The organism is Pseudomonas sp. P20 (genome assembly GCF_016463925.1).
In the GTDB taxonomy this organism is placed as follows: domain Bacteria; phylum Pseudomonadota; class Gammaproteobacteria; order Pseudomonadales; family Pseudomonadaceae; genus Pseudomonas; species Pseudomonas aeruginosa.
This window is the reverse complement of the sequence record NZ_JAEMVM010000007.1, coordinates 326,173-348,479: the sequence shown is the minus strand read 5'-3', so window position 1 is coordinate 348,479 and position 22,307 is coordinate 326,173. Positions and strand designations below refer to the sequence as shown.

Sequence of the window (22,307 nt, the reverse complement as noted above, 5' to 3'; positions counted from 1 at the left end):
TAAGACGCCGTTGAACGCGCGGATCGAAGATGTAAAAAGCTGTAAGGAAGTTGTTCGCCGCGCCGCTCAACCGGCCGCTGAGTCGGCTTCGCCGAGGAAGCCGGCGCGGCGCAGGGCTTCGGCGCCGTCGCGGCGCAGGCTACCCAGGCGTGCGCCCCAGGCCCGCGGGTCGACCCCGGCCGCGCCCAGGGCCTCGCGCTCCAGCTCGCCCAGGCCGGCGCCGAGCGCCACCAGGCCCATGGAGTGGCAGCTTCCGGACAGGCGATGGGCGATGTTCGCCGCCTCGGCCAGGTCCGCCTGGTCCAGGGCTTCGGCCAGCAGCGGCAACTGCTCGTCCAGGCTTCCCAGCAGGTTGCCCAGCAGTCCGGCGAGCTTGTGCCGCCCCAGCAGGCGGCGGTGGGTCTCGAGCATTTGCCGGTCCAGCGCGGCGTCCACCGCAAGCGCAGGCACGCTGGTGCCGACCTCGCCCAGCGCGCGGCGCAGCTCGTCCATCCGCAGGGGCTTGCCGAGCACGCCCTGCATGCCCGCGGCGAAGTACCGACGCACCATGTCCGGCTGGATGCTGGCGGTGAAGGCGAAGATCGGCGTGGCGCGGTTCAGGCCGTCGAGCTGCCGGCGAATCCCGGCGCAAAGCTCGAGGCCAGCCATCCCCGGCAGGTGCATGTCCAGCAGGATCAGGTCGAAGCGCCGCTGCCGGCACAACGCCAGGGCCGGCCCCGCGTCCTCGGCCAGCATCACCCGGTGGCCGTCCCGCTCGAGCAGGCCCTGGGCCACCTCGCGGTTGAGCGCCACGTCCTCCACCAGCAGCACCTCCAGCGCAGACACCGATGCCGCCGGCGGCGTCGCGCCGGACAAGCTCGCCAGCGCCAGCTCGATCTCGAACCAGAACGTGCTGCCCTGGCCGACCCGGCTTTCCACGCCGATCCGCCCGCCCAGCGCTTCCACCAGCCGCTTGCTGATCGCCAGGCCCAGGCCGGTTCCGCCGTAACGGCGGGTCACGGCGTCGCCGCCCTGGGTGAAGCGTTCGAAGATGCGTTCGCGCATTTCCTCGGGAATGCCGATTCCATCGTCCGCGACGCTCAGCCGCAGTCGCTCGCTTCCTGCGCTGCGCACCAGCCGCTCGACGCGAACGCGCACCTCGCCGGCCTCGGTGAACTTCACCGCGTTGCCCAGCAGGTTGGTCAACACCTGGCGCAGGAACTGCTCGGCGCCGCGATGGCCGTCATGAACCTGCGGGTCCAGCCACAGGTCCAGCCGCGTGGCGTTCTCCCGCGCCCGCGGTTCGAGCAGGGTGAGGACGTCCTCGAGCAGGCTTCGCAAGGAAAAGTCCACCGCTTCCGGCACATCCGGCGCTTCCTCCAGCCGGGCGAAGTGGAGGACCTCGTTGAGGATCGCCAGCAGTCCCTCCCCCGCTGTCGCCAGTGCCCGCAGGCGCTGGCGGTCACGCTCGCCGAGCGATGCCTCGCGCAGCAGCTCGGCCATGCCCAGGATGCCGTTCAGCGGGGTACGGATCTCATGGCTCATGGTCGCGAGGAAACGGCTCTTCGCCCGGTCGGCGGCTTCCGCCTGGTCCTTCGCCCGACGCAGGCTGGCGGTGCGTCGCTCGACCTGTCGGCGCAACTCGTCGCGATCGGCATCGCGCCGGCGGCGGTCGGTGCGCAGGGCCTGGCGCATGTCTTCCAGGGCGGCGGCGACGGCGTCGATCTCATCGCGCTCGCGGTCCACCTTGTCCAGTCGCAGCGGCTGTTGCAGGTCGCCTTCGGCGATATGCCCGGCGAACTCGGACATGCGCCACAGATGGCGAGTGACCAGGCTGTGGAACAGCCAACTGAGGGCCACCGCCAGGCCGCAAAGGAAACTGCCCATCCACAAGAGGCTGGCCAGGCCGCCGGAAACCAGCCGGCGATAGACCGCCGCCAGGTCGATGGCGATCTCCAGCTCGCCCAGTTGCCGACGCTCGCCCCCCGGCGGCTGGTAGCTCAAGGGAAAGCGCTCGACCCGCAGCATGCCGCGTGGACGCTGGTCGCCCTGCAACAGGTTGAAGTCGGCGCTTTGCAGGCTGACACGGGCGATGTCGGGGAAATCCCCGAGGCCGCGCAACTGCACGTTCAACTGCTCCTGGTTGAGATCCCACAGGCTGCGCTCGAAGCTGGCCAGGTAGCCGCTGCGGATCAGTTCCAGGCGCGCCTCGATCTCGCGCATTTCGCGGCGGTATTCGAAGAACAGCTGCACGGCGCCGGCGAGGACGGTGAAACACAGGCTGAACAGCAGCACCCGCCACAGCAGGCGCCGCGCCAACACTCCGCCGTGGCCGCTCACCAGGCGTCCGCGCGGTTGCCGGCGAGGCGCCGATAGTCGCGCACGCTGTCGTCCAGCCAACGCTGGATGCTGCCGTCGTCGCGATAGCCACGCAGGGCCCGGTCGATCTCGTCCATCTTCGCCGCCAGCGGCGAGTGCCGCGAGACCGCCACCCGCAGGTAGTCCACCGTCAGCGGTTCGGGCAGCGCACGGATGTTCTCGCCGCCGGCCAGGCGCTCGGCGAACAGCGTGCCGGTGCGCCGTTCGTGGGCGATGTAGTCGATGCGCTGGCGCACCAGCTTGCCGAAGTTCTGTCGGCTGTCGGAAACCCATTCGACGTTGCCGTGGCGGCCGACGAAGCGGTCGAAGTCCGCCCCGTAGCTTTCGCCGAACAACAGCCCGCCGCGATAGCCGGCGAGGTCGCCGAGGGATTGGATGCGCACCGGCCGCTGGCGGTTGTAGAAGATCGCCACCTCCTCGCGCAGCACCGGCTCGGCGGAAAACGCCAGGTCGCGATCGCGCGCGGGCGTGCGGTAGGCCAGTATCAGGTCGACCCGTCCGGCGGCGGCGTCGAGCAGGCAGCGCCGCCAGTTACCCAGCACCACCACCTCGACCCGGTAGCCCAGCGCGCCGAACAGCCGCTTCACCAGCTCCGGCGCCAGCCCCCGGACCTGCTGGCCGTCGCTCCAGGAGATCGGCGGGTATACCGGATAGTCGCAATAGCGGATGGTCTCCGCAGCCTGTGCCAGGCCGCCCAGCAGCCATCCGCAGAGCGCCAGCCAGCAGGCCTGCATGGCTCAGGCGTCGCTGGCCGCGGCGGTGAACAGGTAGCCGGCGCCGTGGATGGTGATGATCAGTTGCGGTTCGGCCGGGTCGTCGCGCAGCTTGCGACGCAGGCGGCCGACCAGCACGTCGATGGAGCGATCGCTGGGCAGCCACTCGCGGTTGCGGATCTGGTCCATCAACTGGTCGCGGCTCAGGGTATGCCCGCTGTTGCGCAGGAAAGCGCCGAGCAATTGGAATTCGCCATGGGTGAGCAGGGTTTCGTTGCCCGCGTGGTCGATCAGGCGGCGCCGGTCGGCGTCCAACAGCCAGTCGCCGAACTGCCTGAGGGCCTGCCGGGCGGGGCCGGCGCTGGCCTGGGCATGGCGCACCCGGCGGATCAGGTTCTTCGCCCGCGACACCAGTTCGCGCGGGTTCAGCGGCTTGATCACGTAATCGTCGGCGCCGCACTCCAGGCCGACGATGCGATCGATCTCGTCGTTGCGCCCGGTGATCAGGATGATCCCCACCTCGGAGCGCACCCGCAGCTCGCGGGTCAGGGTCAGGCCGTCCTTGCCGGGCAGGCGGATGTCCAGCAGCACCAGCTCGACCGGCTGGCCGAGATGGGCGCACTCGGCAAGGCAGGCTTCCGCCTGCTCGGCGTTGCCGGCGCAGAGGACGTCATAGCCCTCCTCTCCGAGATAGGCCTGGAGAAGCTCACGAATCACCGGGTCGTCGTCGACCACCAATACGCGCGGAACCATCGCCATCACCTTGCGCCTCCGGCGGGCCGGGGCGTTTCTTGTTCTGGGTTGTCGGACGGTGGGCGGAAGGGGCCGGGGCGCCTTCCGCTGCCAGCAGCAGCCTATCCACTACTGAACGGACGATCAACAAGCTTCCATCGCACGCCGGAAGCGGCGATGGGCGCCCGCCTCCAGGCCATCCACCCAGGCCTCGCAAATCTGCACGCCCTGCCGCGGCGTGAAGGTCGCGGGATTCAGCCCAGACTCCAGCCACAGCCCGTCGAGCAGGGCGCTGAGGCTGATGGCCGCCAGTTCCGCGTCGAAGTCCGCCCAGCCGCCCTCCTCCGCCAGTTGCCGCAGCACGCCGACCAGCAGCGCCCGGTACTCGCCATAGGAATGGTCGTGGACCCGCCCGATCGCTTCGATGCTGCCCACCGCACCCCAGAACGCCAGCCAGGCGTCGAGCAATTGCGGATCGAGCAGCTCGGCGGAGAAGGATGCCTCGAAGAACGCCGAGAGCCGCGGGCGGGCGCCGCCCGGCGCGGTGTCGATGGCACCGCGGAGCAGGCGCATGACGCGTCCGGTGACCGCCAGGTAGGCCTCGGCCACCAGCGCGTCCTTGCCATCGTAGTGGTGATTGATCAGGCCCACCGATACCCCGGCCTCGGCGCAGATCTTGCGCACCGAGGCGCCCTGGAAGCCATGCCGCTTCAGGCAGGCCAGGGTCGCCTCGATCAGCAGCGCCTTGCGCTGCTCTGGCTCCAGACGGGAAAAGCGCACTTCCTGGTTCATCCTTTCGCGGCTCCTGCTCGTCGCCCGCGACCACCGGCGGGCAGCCCCGATGATCGCAGGTTACGTGGCGCCCGTCTCACTGGCTGGCCCAGGCGTTGAAGCGCTCCTCCAGCTCCTCGCCGTGCTCGACCCAGAATTCGTCGTCCATCGCCAGGCCCTGCTCCAGGTTCGCCGGCGCGGTCGGCACCCAGCTCGCCAGTTGCGCGGGCAGGCGCTGGGCGGCCTGGCGGTTGGTCGGCCCGTAGGGAATGTTCTCGACGTAGCGCACCTGGGCATCCGGGGCATTGGCGAAGGCGATGAAGCGACGCGCCTCGGCGCCGCGCTTCGAACCCTTGACCACCGCCCAGTAGTCCATGCCGTACAGGCTGCCCTGCCATACCAGGGCCAGGTTGCGCCCCGCGCGGTGGGCGTCGGCGATGCGCCCGGTGTAGGTGGACGTCATCACCACGTCGCCGGCGGCCAGCCACTGCGCCGGCTGCGCTCCCGCCTCCCACCACTGGATGTAGGGCTTGAGCTGGCCCAGCTTGGCGAAGGCACGGTCGGCACCGGCGCGGGTCGCCAGCAGCGGATAGACCTGCTCGCGTGGCACGCCGTCGGCGAGCAGGGCGAACTCCAGGTTGTAGATCGCCCGCTTGCGCAGGCCGCGCTTGCCGGGGAAGCGCTGGACGTCCCAGAAGTCGGCCCAGGACGCAGGCGGCTGTTGCAGCCGGTCGGCGTCGTAGCCGATCGCCACGCCCCAGACCAGCGCGGCGGAACCGCATTCCTGGGCGGCATTGGCGATCAACTGCTGCTTGCCGCCGATGGCCTGCCAGTCCAGACGCTCGAACAGGCCGTCGTCGCAACCGCGCGCCAGGTCCGGCCCCTCGACCTGGACCAGGTCCCAGTCGGCGTGACCGGTGTCGGCCATCACCTTGATCCGGGCCATCTCGCCGTTGTACTCGCTCTGCACCACGGGAATCCCGGTCTGCTGCGTGAACGGCTGGAAGAACGCCACCTCCTGGGCCTTCTGTCCGGCGCCGCCGTAGCCGACCACCACCAGGCCATCATCGGCCTGGACCGGCGCGAGGCCGCCGAACGCCAGCAGGACGGCGCCGAGCAGGACGCGGCAAGGAAAAACCGGGTGCGGACGGGCGCTGGCCGCGCGGCGCAACGGAAAGGAACGGTTCATGTGCGTCTCCTCTTGTTCTTGTTGTGGAGTGGATCGCAGCGAGCCGCCGGGAAGCGGCCACGGGACGGAAACTATCCAGTCGATTTTAAAAAAACAAGTTGATTTTTTACTGATGGTAAATTCATATCCTGTTTCTGAAGCGCGCCGCGAGAACAACAAGAAGGACGCCAACCGTGAATTTCCCGCACCTGTTCAGCCCCCTGGAAATCCGGGGCAAACGCCTGAAAAACCGCATCATGTCGAGCGGCCACGACACGTCGATGCCTACCGACAACCTGGTCAACGAGCCACTCGTCGCCTATCACCGCGCCCGGGCCCGCGGCGGCGCCGGACTGATCGTCATGCAGGTGGCGGGGGTCCACGACAGCGCGCGCTACACCTCGCACGTGCTGATGGCCACCGACGATGCCTGCATCCCCGGCTACCGGCGGGTCGCCGAGGCCTGCCACGCCGAAGGCTGCGTGGTGCTGTCGCAGATCTTCCATCCCGGGCGCGAGATCATGGAGTCCGCCGACGGCCTGCTGGCGGTGGCCTATTCCGCCTCGGCCTCGCCCAACGAACGGTTCCGGGTGATGCCGCGCGAACTCGACCAGCCGCTGATCGACGAGATCGTCGCCGGCTACGCCGCCGCCGCGCGCCGCCTGCACGAGGCAGGACTGGACGGGGTGGAGGTGGTCGCCAGCCACGGCTACCTGCCGGCGCAATTCCTCAACCCGCGGGTGAACCGCCGCAAGGATGGCTACAACGGCGACCTCGATGCCCGCCTGCGTTTCCTCCGCGAAGTGCTGGCGGCGGTGCGCGCGGCCACCTCCGAGGACTTCATCGTCGGCCTGCGCCTGTCCGCCGACGAGCGCGACCCCGAGGGTCTCAGCGAAAGCGAGTCGCTGCAGGCGGCCGAGGCGGTCCAGGGCGAGCTGGACTACCTGCACATCGTCGCCGGCACTTCGGCCTCCCTCGGCGGCGCCATTCATATCGTCCCGCCGATGGCCATCGAGCCGGCCTACCTGGCCCGCGAAGCCAGTACCTTCAAGGCGCGCCTGGCGATCCCGCTGTTCGTCACCGGGCGCATCAACCAGCCCCAGGAGGCCGAGGCCATCCTCGCCCGAGGCCAGGCCGACGTCTGCGGCATGACCCGCGCGCTGATCTGCGACCCGCAGATGCCGAACAAGGCCGAGGCCGGGCGCAGCGACGACGTGCGCGCCTGCATCGCCTGCAACCAGGCCTGCATCGGACATTTCCACCGAGGCTATCCGATCTCCTGCATCCAGCACCCGGAAACCGGCCGCGAGCTGACCTACGCAACGCCCAATCCGCCCTCGCGGCGCAAGCGCGTGCTGGTCGCCGGCGGCGGCCCGGCGGGGATGAAGGCGGCGGCGGTGGCGGCACAGCGCGGCCACGAGGTAGTGCTCTGCGAGGCCGGCGCCCAGCTCGGCGGCCAGGTCAACCTGGCGCAACTGCTGCCGCGCCGCGCGGAATTCGGCGGCGCCTCCACCAACCTGCAACGGGAGATGCAACTGGCCGGCGTCGAGGTACGCCGCAACACGCCGGTCGACCGCGCGCTGGTGGAGCGCGAACGGCCGGACCTGGTGATCGTCGCCACCGGCGCCGAACCCTATTGGCCGCCTTTCGAGCGCGGCGGCGAGCTGCAGGTGGTGGATGCCTGGCAGGTGCTGCGCGGCGAGGTGCGGGTCGGTCGCTCGGTGCTGGTCACCGACTGGCGGGGCGACTGGATCGGCCCCGGTATCGCGGAAAAGCTTGTACGCGAGGGCCACCAGGTACGCCTGGCGGTGAACGGCACCCACTGCGGCGAGAGCCTGCCGCTGTACGTGCGCGACCAGTTGGCCGGCGAACTGCACCGCCTGGGTATCCCGGTCACGCCCTACGCCCGCCTGTACGGCTGCGACGATACCACGGTGTACATGCAGCACAGCGCCAGCGGCGAGGCGATGCTGTTCGAGGAGGTCGATACCCTGGTGCTATGCCAGGGCCACCAGCCGGTGGACCGCCTGGCCGACAGCCTGCACGGCCTGGCGGAGGTGTTGCGGATCGGCGACTGCCTGGCCCCCCGCACCGCCGAGGAGGCGATCTACGAAGGGCTCAAGGCCGCCTGGAGCATCTGAGCGGCGCGGCCGCGGCTCCCTCGACGGGTCCCGGCCCAGCCCCTAGAATGCCGCAAACGCAGCCAGGACCCCGCCGCATGCCCCGCCCGTCACCGCCGGACGCCACCGACACGCCGCGCAGCGAAACGCACTTCCTCGGCACCCGCATCCGCGGCCTGCGCAAGCGCCGCGGCCTGACCCTGGCCGAGCTGGCCGCACAGAGCAAACTCACCGCCGGCTACATCAGCCAGTTGGAACGCAACCTGGCGTATCCGTCGATTCCGGCGCTGTTCAACATCGCCCGCAGCCTCGGCGTGACCATCCAGTGGTTCTTCGCCAGCGAGGCCGCGGTGGACCCGGCGGACGCCGGCTACGTGGTGCGGCGCAACACGCGCATGAGCGTGCATTACGAAGACGGCATCATCGACGAACTGCTCACCCCGCAGCCCAGCCGCCAGTTGGAGATCCTCCACTCGCGTTTCCCGCCGGGCACCTACAGCCAGCAGAGCTACAGCCATGAGGGCGAGGAAGCCGGCTACATCCTCAGCGGAATCTTCGAACTCTGGGTCGGCGACCGCCATTTCCAGCTCCGCGAGGGCGACAGCTTCAGCTACTCCAGCCAGGAACCGCATCGCTACGGCAACCCGGGCGACAGCGATACCCTGGTGCTCTGGGTGATCACCCCGCCGACGTTCTGAAACGGCCTGTCGCGATGCAGGGCCAGGGGAGGGCCGACGGGGCGAGCGCTACCCGCCGCGCCCGAGCAACCGCGCCAACCCCGCCAGCAGCCGCTCCAGGGCGCCCTGGTTGTTGCGCAGCACCTTCTCTCCGGCAGTGGCCATGGCCGTCGCGACCTCCGGCTGCGCCCACAGGCGCACGAGGCCGTCGCACAGCTCGCCGGCATCCGTCACCTCGAGCAGCGCCCCGGCGTCGCGCAATTGCGCGGCGATGTCGAGGAAGTTGAACAGGTGCGGACCGGCGAACACCGGCTTGCCCAGGGCCGCCGGCTCCAGCAGGTTGTGCCCGCCGTTGGGCACCAGGCTGCCGCCGACGAAAGCGATGTCGGCCAGGGCATAGAGGAACAGCAGCTCGCCCATGGTATCGCCGAGCAGCACCTGGGTCGCGCGTGCCACCGGCTCGCCGCCGGAGCGCCGGACCGTGGCGAAGCCTTCGCGGCGGCATAGCTCGTGGACGCCGGCGAAGCGTTCCGGATGGCGCGGCACCAGGATCAGCAACGCGTCGGGACGCGTTTCCAGCAGGCGCCGGTGGGCTGCCAGGACGATCTCGTCCTCGCCGGCATGGGTGCTGGCGGCGATCCACAGCGGTCGCGCCGTCGCGTCCCATTCCTCGCGCAGGGCGGCAGCGGCCAGCGGCAGCTGCGGGTCGATGCGCAGGTCGAACTTGATCGAGCCGGTCACGCTGACGCACTCAGGACGCGCGCCGAGACGACGGAAGCGCTCGGCCTCGGCCTCGGTCTGCACGGCGATCCAGGACAGCTCGGCGAGCATCGGCCGGGTCAGCCCGGCGAAGCGCGCGTAGCCACGCGCCGAGCGCTCGGACAGGCGCGCATTGGCCAGCGCCACCGGGATCCCGCGCACGGCGCAGGCATGGATATGGTTGGGCCACAGCTCGGTTTCCATGATCACCGCCAGGCGCGGCCGCACCCGGTCGAGGAAGCGCGCCGCCGCCCAGGGCAGGTCGTAGGGCAGGTAGCAGTGCCGGACCTGCTCGCCGAACAATGCGCGGATGCGCTCCGAGCCGGTCGGGGTCATGCAGGTGACGGTGACCGGCAGCTGCGGATGGCGCTCCAGCAGCGCCCGCACCATCGGCGCGGCGGCGATGCTCTCGCCCACCGAGACGGCGTGCACCCAGATGCCGCCGGGCGGCACCTCGGGCAAGGACAGGGAAAAACGCTCGCCGATGCGCTTGGCATAGGCCGGTGCCTGGCGCGCGCGCCACCACAGGCGCAACGCCACCAGCGGCAAGCCGAGGTGGAACAGCAGGGTATAGAGGGTACGGTTCATGGGCGCGCAGCTTAGCAAAACTCCCGCCGACCGGCTCAGCCGATGGCGCGCAGGTGGCGGGTGAAGGTTTCGCCGAGCCAGGCCGCCGCCGGGCCGAGCACCTCGTTGCGCCGCCAGACCAGTTCGACCACCAGCGACGGCGGCGTCCAGTCGCTGGTCAGCTCCACCATCAGCCGGTCGTAGGTGGGATACTGCACCACGTGCCGCGGTAGCCAGGCCCAGCCGAGGTTGCGCATCAGCAGCTCGGCCATGGAATAGAAGCTGTCCAGCCGCCAGACCTGCGGGCTGATCTGCTCGCCGCCCGGATAGCCGCTCTGCTGGGGCACGATCAAAAGTTGCCGGTGCTGTGCCAGCTCGCGGCGACTGACCCGTTGCAGCCCGGCCAGCGGGTGGCCGGCACCGCACACCGTGACCATCTCGACGCTGCCGAGGCGCCGCCGCTCCAGCGACTCAGGCATGCGCTCATGGTGGAACAGCAGGCCGAGGTCAGCCTGCTCCTCGAGCAAACGACGGGTGACGTCACCCTGGCCGCCGCTGGACACCTGCACCTCCAGACTGGGAAAGCGCTGCGCCAGCGCTTCCAGGCTGTCCAGCACCGGCTGGTAGGGCATCGCCTCGTCCTGGGCCAGGCGCAGCCGCGGCTCCTCGCCGCGCGCCAGCCCCAGCGCGCGCCCCTGCAGGCGCTCGCACTGGCGCAGCACCTCGCGCGCCTCCGCCAGCAGCACCCGGCCCTCGTCGGTCAGGCGCGGCTGGCGTCCGCTGCTGCGTTCGAACAGGGTGACGCCGAGGTCCGCCTCCAGCAGCGCGATGCCGTTGCTCACCGCCGATTGCACCCGCTTCAGTTCGCGGGCGGCGGCAGAGAACGACTGGCGCTCGGCGACGCTGACGAACAGGCGGATCTGCTCCAGGTTCCACTGCATAACCTATCTCCAATAAAGATAGGTAACGACTTTATCCCATCCGCCGGCTCCCTAGAATGGCCGCAGTTTCCGGAGGACCCCGCCATGACCAACTATCTCTACCTCGCCATCGCCATCGCCGCCGAAGTGGTCGCCACCACCTCGCTGAAAGCCGTCGCCGGATTCAGCAAGCCACTGCCGCTGCTGCTGGTGGTGGGCGGCTACGTGCTCGCCTTCAGCATGCTCGTGCTGGTCATGCGCACCCTGCCGGTCGGCGTGGTCTACGCCATCTGGTCCGGACTGGGCATCGTCCTGGTCAGCCTGGTGGCGATGTTCGTCTACGGCCAGCGCCTGGACCCCGCCGCCCTCCTCGGCATCGGCCTGATCATCGCCGGCGTGCTGGTGATCCAGTTGTTCTCCCGCGCTTCGGGGCACTGAACGACCGTCGCGGGCGCAGGTTGTATACTGCGCCCTTTCCGTTCCCGATAAGGCAGCCCCATGCCCCAAGCCCTTTCCACCGACATCCTCATCGTTGGCGGCGGTATCGCCGGCCTCTGGCTGAACGCCCGCTTGCGCCGGGCCGGCTACGCCACCGTGCTGGTGGAAAGCGCCAGCCTCGGCGGCGGACAGAGCGTGAAGTCGCAGGGGATCATCCACGGCGGCGCCAAGTACGCCCTGCATGGCGCCCTGACCGGCGCCTCCGAAGCCATCGCCGACATGCCGCGGCGCTGGCGCGCCTGTCTCGGCAGCAACGGCGAACTCGACCTGCGGGGCGTACGCCTGCTTTCCGAGGCGCACTACCTGTGGTCGCCGGGCGGCCTGGCCGGCAGCCTTACCAGCTTCTTCGCCAGCAAGGCGGTGCGCAGCCGGGTCGAGCAGGCCAAGGGCGAGGATTTGCCTCCGGCGCTGCGCGACAAGGGGTTCAAGGGCAAGGCCTACCGCCTCACGGAAATCGTCTTCGACGTCCCCGACCTGATTCGCCGCCTGGCGGAACTGGCCGGCGACAGCCTGCTCGCCGGCGAGCGCATCGAACCGCTGCGCGAAGGCCGGGAACTGGCCGGCCTGTGCGTCGACGGCCGGGAGATCCGTGCCCAGCGCGTGGTGCTCAGCGCCGGTGCCGGCAACGAGGCGCTGCTCCGCGAACTGGGCCTGGAACAACCGGCCATGCAGCGGCGGCCGCTGCACATGGTGATGGTCAAGGCGGCGACCCTGAAACCGCTGTACGCCCACTGCCTGGGGGCCGGGCCGAAGCCACGAATCACCGTGACCACCCATCCGACCCGCGACGGCCAGTCGGTCTGGTACCTCGGCGGCGACATCGCCGAAGCCGATGGCGTGGCCCGCGACGAAGCCGCGCAGATCGCCGAAGCACGCCGCGAACTGGCAAAGCTGCTGCCCTGGATCGACCTCGGCCAGGCGCAGTGGGCCACCTTGCGGGTGGATCGCGCCGAGCCGGCACAGTCCAACCTGTTGCGCCCGGACAACGCCTTCCTCGCCGAACAGGGACGCCTGCTGGTCGGCTGGCCGACCAAGCTGGCGCTGGCCCCTGACTTCGCCGACCGGGTCTGCGCCCGCCTGGAAGAAGACGGCATCCGCCCCAGCGAACATGCCGCGCTGCCGCAACTGCCGCGTCCGCCGCTCGCCGAACCGGCCTGGGAGGTAGCCTTCGCATGATCAGGGATACCCTCCACGACCTGCACCGCCCGCTGGGCGACACCGGCCTGGCCGTTTCGCCGCTGGGCCTGGGCACCGTCAAGTTCGGCCGCGACCAGGGAGTGAAGTACCCTTCCGGCTTCACCATCCCCGACGACCGCGAAGCCGCCGACCTGCTGGCCCTGGCCCGCGACCTCGGCATCAACCTGATCGACACCGCCCCGGCCTACGGCCGCAGCGAGGAACGCCTCGGCCCGCTGCTGCGCGGCCAGCGTGAACATTGGGTGATCGTCAGCAAGGTCGGCGAAGAGTTCGTCGACGGCCAGTCAGTCTTCGACTTCTCCGCCGCGCATACCCGGCGCTCCGTCGAGCGCAGCCTGAAGCGCCTGGAGACCGACCGGATCGAGCTGGTGCTGGTGCATTCCGATGGCAACGACCTGGATATCCTCGAGAACAGCGAGGTCTACCCGACTCTCGCCGCGCTCAAGCGCGAGGGCCTGATCGGCGCCTACGGACTCTCCGGCAAGACCGTCGAAGGTGGCCTGCGCGCCCTGCGCGAGGGCGATTGCGCGATGGTCACCTACAACCTGAACGAGCGCGCCGAGCGCCCGGTCATCGAGTACGCCGCGGCCCATGCCAAGGGCATCCTGGTGAAGAAGGCGCTGGCCAGCGGGCATGCCTGCCTGGGCGCCGGACAGGACCCGGTGCGTGCCAGCTTCGAACTGGTCTTCGATCAGCCGGGCGTCGCCGCCGCCATCGTCGGCACCATCAATCCGCTGCACCTGGCCCATAATGTCGCGATGGCCGCGCAAGCCCTAAAAAAGGCCTGAACCATACATCGGCTGCAACATCCGCGGGTTGACACCCGCGGTGCATTCCGCTGCCATGTTCCTCCCGAACGAGCCGTATCCTGCCTGCCGCCCTCGCCTCCGGTGGCCGGTGCATCGAACGTGAGCCTCCGTCCCGCCCCGGCGCGATGACCCGACAAGGAGCCCCGTATGCCCCGTATGCTCGCCCGCAAGGATCCGTCCGCCTTCAAGACCCTGCCGCTGCTGGTGGAGGCCTCCCCGGACGGGCTGGTCTACCAGGCCCTCGGCCTGCCGCTGAACTTCCAGCAGATGCTCGTACGCCGCCGCCGCATGGAGGTAGCCGACCCGCAGCGCTTCGTCGCCGAGCTGGCCAACCTGGGGGTCTCGGTGCGCTTGACCCTGAACTGGCAGGGCCGCGACTACTGGGTGCTGGTCCGTCAGCGCCGGCTGGACCGCGGCGATACCGTGCTCAAGCTGATCTCCGGCTACGTACCGGCCCACGAACTGAACCTGCCGCTGCTCACGGCGATCCAGGAAGTCGCCGAGGAATGCCTGGTGGAGACCGCCGGCGGCTGGCTCGGCGGGCGCTTCGGCGACACCTGGCTGCCGACGCCCTACCAGGGTTCGCTGCGCTACCGGGAGAACAGCCACTTCGTCCTCACCCCGCTGTCCGGCGCCGCCCGTCCGGTGCAAGCCGGCAGCCTGCGCTTGCTGGAGCGCCCACGCGCCTACGTACACCTGCCCACGGCCTCGCTGCAACTGGTCTACGACATGCGCCTGGAGCTGCCGCGCGATGCGCGCGAGCCGAGCCTCTACCATGTCGACGAGCGGCTCGAGAGCGGTCCGCTGGTGGCGCGTCTGGACCGTCGGCGCCCCGATCTCTACCTGCTGCCGCTGGACCAGGGGCGCCCCACCGGCGACCTGTTCACCCTGCGCAAGGGCCAGTTGCGCCCTGCGGCCACCCGCGGCCTGTGGTTGGCCGAGAGCTTTGCCGTACAGGACGGCTGGCTGGTGCATGAGGAACGCATCCGTTTCCGCGACTGGCTGGCACTGTGGCCATCCAGCAACGGCGACCAGGCCGGCGGTGGACGCGACCGCGCCAGCGCCTGAACCGGGCGGGCTTTGCCGCCCTTTCTACTTCAACTGGCTGGAAGACTTGCCGAGCAGGCGGCGAGCGACGATGAGCAGCTGGATCTGCTGGGTGCCCTCGAAGATGTCGAGGATCTTCGAGTCCCGCGCCCACTTCTCCAACAGCTCATCCTCGGCGTAGCCGAGGGCGCCAGCCAGCTCCACGCACTTCAGGGTGATTTCGTTGGCCACCCGTCCAGCCTTGGCCTTGGCGATGGACGCTTCCTTCGAGTTGGGCAGCTTGTTGTCGGCCATCCATGCCGCCTTCAGGGTCAACAGGCGCGCTGCCTCCCACTCCGCCTCCAGGCGATAGAGAGTGGCCTCGGCGTGGCTGACGGTGAGCAGCGGCTTCCTGTAGTCGAACTTGCAGCCAGCCTTCTTCAGCAATTCGCGGGTCCGGTCCAGCGCCGCCTTGGCCACCCCGACAGCCATGCCGGCCACCAGCGGGCGGGTATTGTCGAAGGTCTCCATGACCCCGGCGAAACCCTTCTGCACGTCGACCTCGGCGTTGCCCAGCAGGTTCGCGGCCGGCACCCGGCAATCATTGAAACTGATCGAAGCGGTATCCGAAGCCTTGATCCCGAGCTTCTTCTCCAGGCGCGTCACGGTCATCCCCGGCGTGCCCTTCTCGACCACGAAGGACTTGATCGCCGCCCGCCCCAGGTTGCGGTTCAGGGTGGCCCAGACCACCACGGCATCGGCCCGCTCGCCGGAAGTGACGAAAATCTTCTCGCCGTTCAGTACATAGTGGTCGCCATCCTGGGTCGCGGTGGTGCGGATCGCCGCCGAGTCCGAGCCGCAGCCCGGCTCGGTGATCGCCATTGCCGCCCAGGTGCCGCCGAAGCGCTGCAACTGCTCCTCGTTGGCCACCGCGGCGATCGCCGCGTTGCCCAGCCCCTGGCGCGGCATGGCCAGGAGCAGGCCGACGTCGCCCCAGCACAGTTCCATCACGCCGAGCAACGCCGACAGGTTGCCGCCGTTCTTGATGCCCTCCTCTACCTGCTTGCCGGCGCGCTTGCTCGCCGAGGTCGCACCGACAGCCTCGGGCGAGCCGCTGTTCATGCCGTCCAGCAAGGCCGCGAGCAGGTCCAGCTCCTTCGGATAGGCGTGTTCGGCCTTGTCGTACTTGCGCGAGATCGGCCGGAAATAGTTTTCCGCGACCTGATGCGCCTGGTTGGCCAGGCTGCGGAATTTCTTCGGGGTTTCCAGGTACATGTCGGTTCCTCGTTCACTCGTCGCGGCGGGCCGCGCCCTCGCTCGGGTTCACAGGTGCAGGCCGCCGGCCATCAGCGCTACCGCGCGCAGGTCGCGGTACCAGCGCTCGGCCGGATGCTCCTTGGTGAAGCCGTGGCCACCGAGCAGCTGCACCGCGTCAGTGCCGATCTTCATCGCCTTCTCGGCGCACAGCAGGCGCGCCAGGTAAGCCTCGCGCTGGAACGGCTGGCCGCGCTCGGCCAGGGCGCAGGCGCGCCAGACCATCAGGCGCATGGCGTCCAGTTCGATGGCGATGTCGGCGACCATGAAGGCGACCCCCTGGCGATGGCTGATCGGCTCGCCGAAGGCCTCACGCTCGTTGCAGTAGGCGATCACGTAGTCCAGCGCCGCCTGTCCGGTGCCCAGCGCCAGGGCACACCAGGCCAGGGACGCGTGATCGAGGAAGGCCCGGTAGTCGAAATGCTCGGCGGCCAGGCGGTTGTCCGCCGGCACCTTGACGCTCTTCAGGCGCAACCGGGCGGTGCCGCCGGCCTTCAGTCCCATCGCCGGCTCGGCACGTCGCTCGACGCCCTTGGCGGAGGCTTCCACCAGGAACAGCGCAGGCCCCTCGTCGGTCTTCGCCGCGACGATCAGGCGGCTGGCCTCCAGGCCGCGCAAGACCAGGCATTTCTCTCCGGAAAGCAGGTAGTGACTGCCCTTGCGCCGGGCGCGGGTCGCCAGTTTCTGCGGGTCGAACAGCAGACTCGGCTCGTTGACCGCGATGGCGGTGAGCGGCGCCCCCTCTTCGCTGACGAACGCCGGCAGCCACTGCGCCTGCTGCGAGGGGCTGCCCCAGCGGCGGATGCAGTTGGCCGCCGACAGCGGCACCAGCAGGGCCGCCGCCAGCGTCAGGTCGCCCTTGGCCAGGGCCTCGGCGATAAGGGCAGTGGTCACCGTGGTGCGCTCACCGGCCATGCCGCCGTGCACCTCGCCGACCCCATAGTGGGTCAGGCCCAGCTCCAGCGCCTGGTTGAGCAGTTCCGCCGGCAGGCTGGCCTCGGCATCCGCGTCATGAGCCAGCGGACGCAACACCTCCAGGGCGAAGCCTTCGAGCATGTCCACCAGCATCTGCTGGTCGTCGGAGAACGACAGGTCGAACAACCCGTCCGGATCGGCCTTGCGCGGTCCCTTCGCCTGCTTCGCCGAACGCTCGCTGGCCAGGCGGAAGCCGGTACGGCTGCCGCTGTAGAGCAGTTTCTCGAAGGGTTTGCGAAGATTGAAGCGATCCGGCCAGTCGGCCTGGGCGACACGGTTCAGTACAGCCAGGGCACGGCCCTGTACATCGGTGCTCATGGGCATCTTGCTCCACGCAGGATGGGATGCCCGGATCATGCGCCGCCGCATGGGCAGCGCCTATGACCGTCTCGCCGAAGGGAGTTGTCAGGCCAGCCAGTCATCCGCCAGGGGCGACCGACCGGGGAAAGGCTCAGCCTTTCTGGCGGATCTTCTCGACGATGGCGGTGGTGGAGCTGTTCTCCACCAGGCCGAGCACCCGTACCTCGCCGCCGTAGGCCTTGACGATCTGCGCGCCGACCACCTGCTCGACGCCGTAATCGCCGCCCTTGACCAGCACGTCCGGACGCACCTGCTCGAGCAGGCGCTCGGGAGTGTCTTCGGCGAAGCTCACCACCCAGTCCACCGCGCCGAGCCCGGCGAGTACCGCCATGCGCCGGTCCACCGAGTTGATCGGCCGGCCAACGCCCTTCAGGCGAGTGACCGAGGCGTCGTCGTTGACCCCGACGATCAGGCGGTCGCCCTGGGCGCGCGCCTGTTCGAGGTAGGTCACGTGGCCGGCGTGAAGGATGTCGAAGCAGCCATTGGTGAAGATGATCTTCTCGCCGTGGGCGCGGGCGTCTTCGATTGCCAGCAGCAATTGCTCCAGGCCCAGCACGCCACGCTCGGAACCCTGCTCGCGCTGCACCGCGCGACGCAGTTCGGGCGCGCTGATCGCCGCGGTACCCAGCTTGCCGACCACGATGCCGGCGGCCAGGTTGGCCAGACCCACCGCGGAAGGCAGCTCCTCGCCGGCGGCAAGCGCCGCGGCCAGGGTGGAGATGACCGTATCGCCGGCACCGGTGACGTCGAACACTTCCCGCGCCCGCGCCGGCAGGTGCAGGGCCGGCTGGCCATGGCGGAGCAGGGTCATGCCATGCTCGCCGCGGGTCACCAGCAAGGCACCGAGGTCGAGTTCGCTCATCAGCGCCTGGCCCTTGGCGACCAGTTCGGCTTCGTCGGCGCAACGGCCGACGATGGTCTCGAATTCGGACAGGTTCGGGGTGATCAGGCTGGCGCCGCGATAGATGGCGAAGTCCTTGCCCTTGGGATCGGCCAGTACCGGAATGTTGCGCGCCCGCGCCGCCTGGATCAGCACCTGGTGGTTCTGTAGCGCGCCCTTGCCGTAGTCGGACAGCACCAGCACCTTGACCTTGGCCAGCAGCGACTCGACGTCCACGGCCAGGGCCGCCGCGTCGGTGCGGAACGGTTCCTCGAAGTCGACCCGCAGCAGTTGCTGGTGGCGACTCATGACCCGCAGCTTGACGATGGTCGGCTGGCTATCGATGCGCTGGAAGCGCGCGTCCACTCCAGCGGCCTTGAGGCTGTTGGCCAGGCTGTCGGCGGCCTCGTCGCGGCCGGTGACGCCGACCAGCAAGGCCTGCGCGCCCAGCGCGGCGATGTTCAGCGCGACGTTGGCGGCGCCGCCGGGGCGGTCCTCGTGCTGTTCGACGCGGACCACCGGCACCGGGGCCTCCGGCGAAATGCGCGAAGTCGCGCCATGCCAGTAGCGGTCGAGCATCACATCACCGACCACCAACACCGGGGCCTGGTCGAAACGGGGCATGGACAACTTCATGGGAACTCCAAACAACCTCTCGGGGCAGACGCCCAGTTTATCAGCCGACAGGCGCCGGCGCCTGCTCATCCAGTCCCATCGCATGCAGCCGCGCATAATGGCCGTTCTGCGCCAGCAGCTCGGCGTGGCTGCCGCGCTCGACGATCTGCCCCTGGTCCATCACCAGGATCAGGTCGGCCTTCTCGATGGTCGACAGGCGGTGGGCGATCACCAGGGTGGTGCGCCCCTTCATCACTTCGTCCAGCGCCGCCTGGATATGCCGCTCCGACTCGGTGTCCAGCGCCGAGGTCGCCTCGTCGAGGATCAGCAGGGGCGCGTCCTTGAGCAGCGCCCGGGCGATCGCCAGACGCTGGCGCTGGCCGCCGGAAAGCAGCACGCCATTCTCGCCGACCTCGGTGTCGAAGCCTTGCGGCAGGTTGTCAATGAACTCCTTGGCGTTGGCAGCCTTCGCCGCCCGCTCGATTTCCTCGCGCGGCGCGCCAGCCAGGTCGCCGTAGGCGATGTTGTTGGCCACGCTGTCGTTGAACAGCGTGACCTGCTGGGTCACCAGGGCGATGTGGCGGCGCAGGTTGCGCAGGCGATAATCCTCGACTTCAACGCCATCAAGGAGGATCTTGCCGTCATTGTGCTGGTAAAAGCGCGGAACCAGGTTGGCCAGGGTCGATTTGCCGCTACCGGAACGGCCGACCAGGGCGATCATCTGCCCGGGCTCGGCGATGAAACTGATGTCATCCAGCACCTGCTTGTCGGTTCCGGGATAACGGAAGCTCAGGTTGCGCACTTCCAGGCGCCCGCTGACCCGCTCCTTCTCGACGGTACCCTGGTCTTCCTCCGCCGCTTCGTCGAGCTGCTCGAAGATGCTCTCGGCGCCGGCGACGCCGCGCTGGACCGTGGAACTGACCTCGGAAAGCTGGCGGATCGGCTTGGGCAACAGGCCCGCCGCGGTGATATAGGCCACCAGGTCGCCGGCCGAGGCGTCCCCGCGCAGCCACAGCACGAGGAACATCAGTATCGCCATGGCGACGTAGATCACCAATTGCAGCATCGGCGTGTAGACCGCGCCGGTCTTGGTCATCCGCAACTGCTTGTCGGTATTGCTCTGGCTGGCGTCGAGGAAGCGCTTCTCTTCATAGGCTTCGCCGCCGAAGCTGCGCACTACCCGGTAGCCCTGGATGGTTTCCGAGGCGACGTGGGTGACGTCGCCCATGGCCACCTGGATCTTCTTGCTCTGCTTGCGGAACTTGCGGCTGGCGGTAGTCACCATCACCGCGATGACCGGCAGGATCGCCAGCATCACCAGGGTCAGCTTCCAGTTCATCCACAGCAGGTAGAGGAACAGGAAGACCACGGTCAGGCCCTCACGGATCACCACCTTGATGGCATCCGTGGCCGCTCCGGTGACCATGGTCACGTTGAAGGTGATGCGCGAGATCAGGTGGCCGGAGCTGTGCGTGTCGAAATAGCGGTTCGGCAGCACCAGCAGCTTGTTGAACAGGGCGACCCGCAGGTCATGCACCAGCCCCAGGGAAACCTTGGCGAGGAAGAAGTTGCCGAGGAACGAGCCCAGCCCCTGCCAGGCAGCGATCAGGATGATCAGCAACGGCACCGCGTAGACCAGGTGCAAGTCGCGCAACCAGGGCCACTGCACATTCGGAAACAATGCCGCGTCAGGATTGGAGAGGCCGTCGACGAAATACTTGAGGATGCCCGCCAGCATCGGCTGGGTCGAGGCGAAGATCAGGAAACCGACGATGCTGAGTAGGAACATTCCGATGTAGGGCTTCACGTAGCCCAACAGGCGGAAATAGATCTTGAGACTGGAAGGTCCGGGATTCTGAGGACTATCGCTCATGGTTTCTTACATGCTGAAAAGGTCCCGGAGTGTAGCACAGGACCTCCATCACTCCGCCTGGAAGGCGTGTTGGGGTAAGATGGCGGGCCGTTCGTTCAGGAGCTCGCATGCGAGTCATAGACTACCCCTCCTACTTGCAGTTGCGTGACAACGCAGAAGTGCTGGAAGCCGATGGTCATGGGGACAAGGTTCTGCGTCTGCGCGACGGGTCCTTCCTCAAACTGTTTCGCCGCAAGCGCCTGATTTCCTCCGCAGCCCTGTTCCCCTATGCGGAGCGCTTCGCCCGCAACGCCAGCGAACTGGCGCGGCGCGGCATCGTCTGCCCGAAGGTGCTGGACGTATTGCGGATCCCACATATCCAGCGCGACGCGGTGCACTACGAGCCGCTACCGGGGCAGACCCTCCGCCAACTCGACCGCAACGACCCGGAGTGCGGCGACGCAGTCCGGACGCAACTGGGCGAGCTGATCGCCGCGCTGCACGCCAAGGGGGTGTACTTCCGCTCGCTGCACCTGGGCAACGTGGTGCGCACGCCGGAAGGCCGGATGGGCCTGATCGACATCGCCGACCTGCGGGTCCAGCGCTCGGCGCTCAGCGCCGCCCAGCGCATTCGCAATTTCAAGCACCTGCTGCGCTACGAACAGGATCGAACCTGGTTCCTCGACGACAGCGAGCACCTGGTGCTCAAGGCCTATCTCCGCAGCAGCCAGGTCCACTGGACACTCGAGCAGCTCCTCAAGCAACTGCAACTGGATTGAGCAAGGAATGTTCGCAGCTACCCGACTGACCCGTCTTCGCCACGATACCAGCCGCATCCTCAGCCACTGGATCCTGCCGCTGGGCTGGCTGGCCCTGCTCACCGGAATGTTCTGGGTCGGCGACCGCTCCGACTACCATCGCCTCTTCTACATCCTGCTTGCAGCCCCGACGCTGCTGTACGTGATACTGCAACCGCGTCTGCTTCGCCCGCTAACGGGCTCGCCGCTGTTCATCGCCTTCCTCGCCTTCAGCAGCTACATGATGCTGAGCCTGTCCTGGTCGACCCCCGAGAACTCCACCGGCTCGCTGCTCAAGCGCCCCCTGTACATCGCCCTCCTGTTCTTCTGCGCCGCCATCCTGGCGCTCGAAGCTCCCCTCCGCCTCAAGACCGCGACCTGGCTGGCAGCCCTTGGCGCGGTGATCTCCGCGGCAGCCACCTTGCTGCAATACTACTGGGACGCCAACCCGCTGCGCCTTACCGGTTATGGCGCTCTCTATAACCCATTACTGAGCGCCCATGTCTATGGCGCCTTCACGGCACTCTGGCTGGCCTATTGGATGCAATCCCGCCCCATCCTGGCCCCCTTGCCACTGATATCTCTGGCGCTGCTCGGTGGCCTTCTCATCGCGACCGGTTCACGTACTCCCCTGGTAGGGCTCACAGCGGCCCTTATGTGGCTGGTCCTGGCCGGAGACAGGAAAAAAGCCCTCATCGCCCTGGCACTCGCCCTGGCTGGAGCGCTACTGGGCTACATCCTGTACCCGGAAGTGATCACCCAGAGAGGGGCATCGTTCCGCCCGGAAATCTGGGCCGACGCCCTACGCCAGATCAGCGAGCATCCATGGCTCGGACACGGCTACGATCATCCGATGCGAATCGTCCTGAGCAACGGCATGCTGCTCGCCGACCCGCACAACATCGAACTGGGTGTGCTTTTCGCTGGAGGGATCATCGGGCTCCTGCTGTGGGTGGCGATCTACGCACTGGCCTTCGGCTTCTCCTGGAAAAACCGGAAGTCTCCAGCCGTTCTGCTAGCCTCGACCTGGCTGGTGTTCGGCCTGGCAGCCGGACTCACGGAGGGCAACGCCTTCCTGCCCCGTCCCAAGGAACACTGGTTCCTGATCTGGATTCCCATGGCGCTGCTGTATGCGCTGTGGATCCAGCAAAGGTTCGCCGCCAGCAGGCGCGGTGAGGATATCGCCGCGCCTTGAGTGC

General features: G+C 68.5%; 19 protein-coding genes. 8 read left to right on the top strand and 11 right to left on the bottom strand.

Translation table 11 applies throughout. The features are described from left to right. Window positions 1-66: 66 nt before the first annotated feature. The 5 genes from JHD77_RS09000 to JHD77_RS08980 form a co-directional block, all read right to left on the bottom strand. Entirely contained in the window at window positions 67-2,319 is a 2,253-nt protein-coding gene (locus JHD77_RS09000) for an ATP-binding protein (RefSeq protein WP_016253973.1), read from the bottom strand. Further along, on the bottom strand, window positions 2,316-3,092 hold the full coding sequence (locus JHD77_RS08995) for a substrate-binding periplasmic protein (RefSeq protein WP_003114534.1): 777 nt from the start codon (window positions 3,090-3,092) through the stop codon (window positions 2,316-2,318). The genes JHD77_RS09000 and JHD77_RS08995 overlap by 4 nt, the downstream gene beginning before the upstream one ends. A 3-nt stretch (window positions 3,093-3,095) precedes the next feature. Continuing rightward, the gene (gene aruR / locus JHD77_RS08990; protein ID WP_003095718.1) at window positions 3,096-3,830 is read right to left on the bottom strand and encodes a two-component system response regulator AruR; all 735 of its coding nucleotides are present in this window, start codon (window positions 3,828-3,830) and stop codon (window positions 3,096-3,098) included. Window positions 3,831-3,947: 117 nt separating this feature from the next. Beyond that, entirely contained in the window at window positions 3,948-4,595 is a 648-nt protein-coding gene (locus JHD77_RS08985; RefSeq protein ID WP_003114535.1) for a TetR family transcriptional regulator C-terminal domain-containing protein, read from the bottom strand. Between the two features lie 76 nt (window positions 4,596-4,671). Next, complete coding sequence (locus JHD77_RS08980) at window positions 4,672-5,763, bottom strand: ABC transporter substrate-binding protein (protein WP_003114536.1); 1,092 nt, start codon at window positions 5,761-5,763, stop codon at window positions 4,672-4,674. Between the two features lie 173 nt (window positions 5,764-5,936). Between JHD77_RS08980 and JHD77_RS08975 the strand changes: the two genes are divergently transcribed. Both JHD77_RS08975 and JHD77_RS08970 read left to right on the top strand, forming a co-directional pair. Next, the gene (locus JHD77_RS08975) at window positions 5,937-7,883 is read left to right on the top strand and encodes an oxidoreductase (protein ID WP_003121171.1); all 1,947 of its coding nucleotides are present in this window, start codon (window positions 5,937-5,939) and stop codon (window positions 7,881-7,883) included. Between the two features lie 77 nt (window positions 7,884-7,960). After that, window positions 7,961-8,560, top strand: coding sequence for a helix-turn-helix domain-containing protein (locus JHD77_RS08970; protein ID WP_191519355.1), 600 nt, complete (start codon window positions 7,961-7,963; stop codon window positions 8,558-8,560). A 48-nt stretch (window positions 8,561-8,608) separates the two neighbouring features. Here the strand turns inward: JHD77_RS08970 and waaA are convergent, their stop codons facing one another. Next, a complete protein-coding gene (waaA, locus tag JHD77_RS08965; protein WP_003125573.1) occupies window positions 8,609-9,886 on the bottom strand; it encodes a lipid IV(A) 3-deoxy-D-manno-octulosonic acid transferase in 1,278 nt (425 codons plus the stop codon). Between the two features lie 35 nt (window positions 9,887-9,921). Continuing rightward, a complete protein-coding gene (locus JHD77_RS08960) occupies window positions 9,922-10,806 on the bottom strand; it encodes a LysR family transcriptional regulator (protein WP_003109888.1) in 885 nt (294 codons plus the stop codon). An 84-nt stretch (window positions 10,807-10,890) separates the two neighbouring features. On the opposite strand from JHD77_RS08960, the gene JHD77_RS08955 reads away from it, so the two are divergent. From JHD77_RS08955 to JHD77_RS08940, 4 genes are all read left to right on the top strand, one after another. Then, a complete protein-coding gene (locus tag JHD77_RS08955; protein WP_003095735.1) occupies window positions 10,891-11,223 on the top strand; it encodes a DMT family transporter in 333 nt (110 codons plus the stop codon). Window positions 11,224-11,283: 60 nt separating this feature from the next. Then, window positions 11,284-12,459 (top strand): NAD(P)/FAD-dependent oxidoreductase, encoded by a 1,176-nt coding sequence (locus JHD77_RS08950; RefSeq protein WP_016562430.1) that lies wholly within the window; start codon window positions 11,284-11,286, stop codon window positions 12,457-12,459. Further along, entirely contained in the window at window positions 12,456-13,268 is an 813-nt protein-coding gene (locus JHD77_RS08945) for an aldo/keto reductase (RefSeq protein ID WP_003114541.1), read from the top strand. The genes JHD77_RS08950 and JHD77_RS08945 overlap by 4 nt, the downstream gene beginning before the upstream one ends. Before the next feature lie 168 nt (window positions 13,269-13,436). Further along, the gene (locus JHD77_RS08940) at window positions 13,437-14,357 is read left to right on the top strand and encodes a hypothetical protein (RefSeq protein WP_003114542.1); all 921 of its coding nucleotides are present in this window, start codon (window positions 13,437-13,439) and stop codon (window positions 14,355-14,357) included. Window positions 14,358-14,381: 24 nt separating this feature from the next. On the opposite strand, the gene JHD77_RS08935 is transcribed toward JHD77_RS08940, so the two are convergent. From JHD77_RS08935 to msbA, 4 genes are all read right to left on the bottom strand, one after another. Further along, window positions 14,382-15,590: an acyl-CoA dehydrogenase family protein gene (locus JHD77_RS08935; RefSeq protein ID WP_003095742.1), complete on the bottom strand. Its 1,209-nt coding sequence runs from the start codon at window positions 15,588-15,590 to the stop codon at window positions 14,382-14,384. A gap of 48 nt (window positions 15,591-15,638) precedes the next feature. Beyond that, window positions 15,639-16,928, bottom strand: coding sequence for an acyl-CoA dehydrogenase family protein (locus JHD77_RS08930; protein WP_003123588.1), 1,290 nt, complete (start codon window positions 16,926-16,928; stop codon window positions 15,639-15,641). A gap of 127 nt (window positions 16,929-17,055) precedes the next feature. Further along, window positions 17,056-18,480, bottom strand: a complete 1,425-nt coding sequence (hldE, locus tag JHD77_RS08925; RefSeq protein WP_126475047.1) for a bifunctional D-glycero-beta-D-manno-heptose-7-phosphate kinase/D-glycero-beta-D-manno-heptose 1-phosphate adenylyltransferase HldE — start codon at window positions 18,478-18,480, stop codon at window positions 17,056-17,058. Window positions 18,481-18,520: 40 nt separating this feature from the next. Beyond that, window positions 18,521-20,332: a lipid A export permease/ATP-binding protein MsbA gene (gene msbA / locus JHD77_RS08920; protein ID WP_003114544.1), complete on the bottom strand. Its 1,812-nt coding sequence runs from the start codon at window positions 20,330-20,332 to the stop codon at window positions 18,521-18,523. A 107-nt stretch (window positions 20,333-20,439) separates the two neighbouring features. On the opposite strand from msbA, the gene JHD77_RS08915 reads away from it, so the two are divergent. Next, the gene (locus JHD77_RS08915; protein WP_003114545.1) at window positions 20,440-21,090 is read left to right on the top strand and encodes a hypothetical protein; all 651 of its coding nucleotides are present in this window, start codon (window positions 20,440-20,442) and stop codon (window positions 21,088-21,090) included. 7 nt (window positions 21,091-21,097) lie between these two features. Then, complete coding sequence (gene waaL / locus JHD77_RS08910; protein ID WP_003123592.1) at window positions 21,098-22,303, top strand: O-antigen ligase WaaL; 1,206 nt, start codon at window positions 21,098-21,100, stop codon at window positions 22,301-22,303. Window positions 22,304-22,307 lie beyond the last annotated feature (4 nt).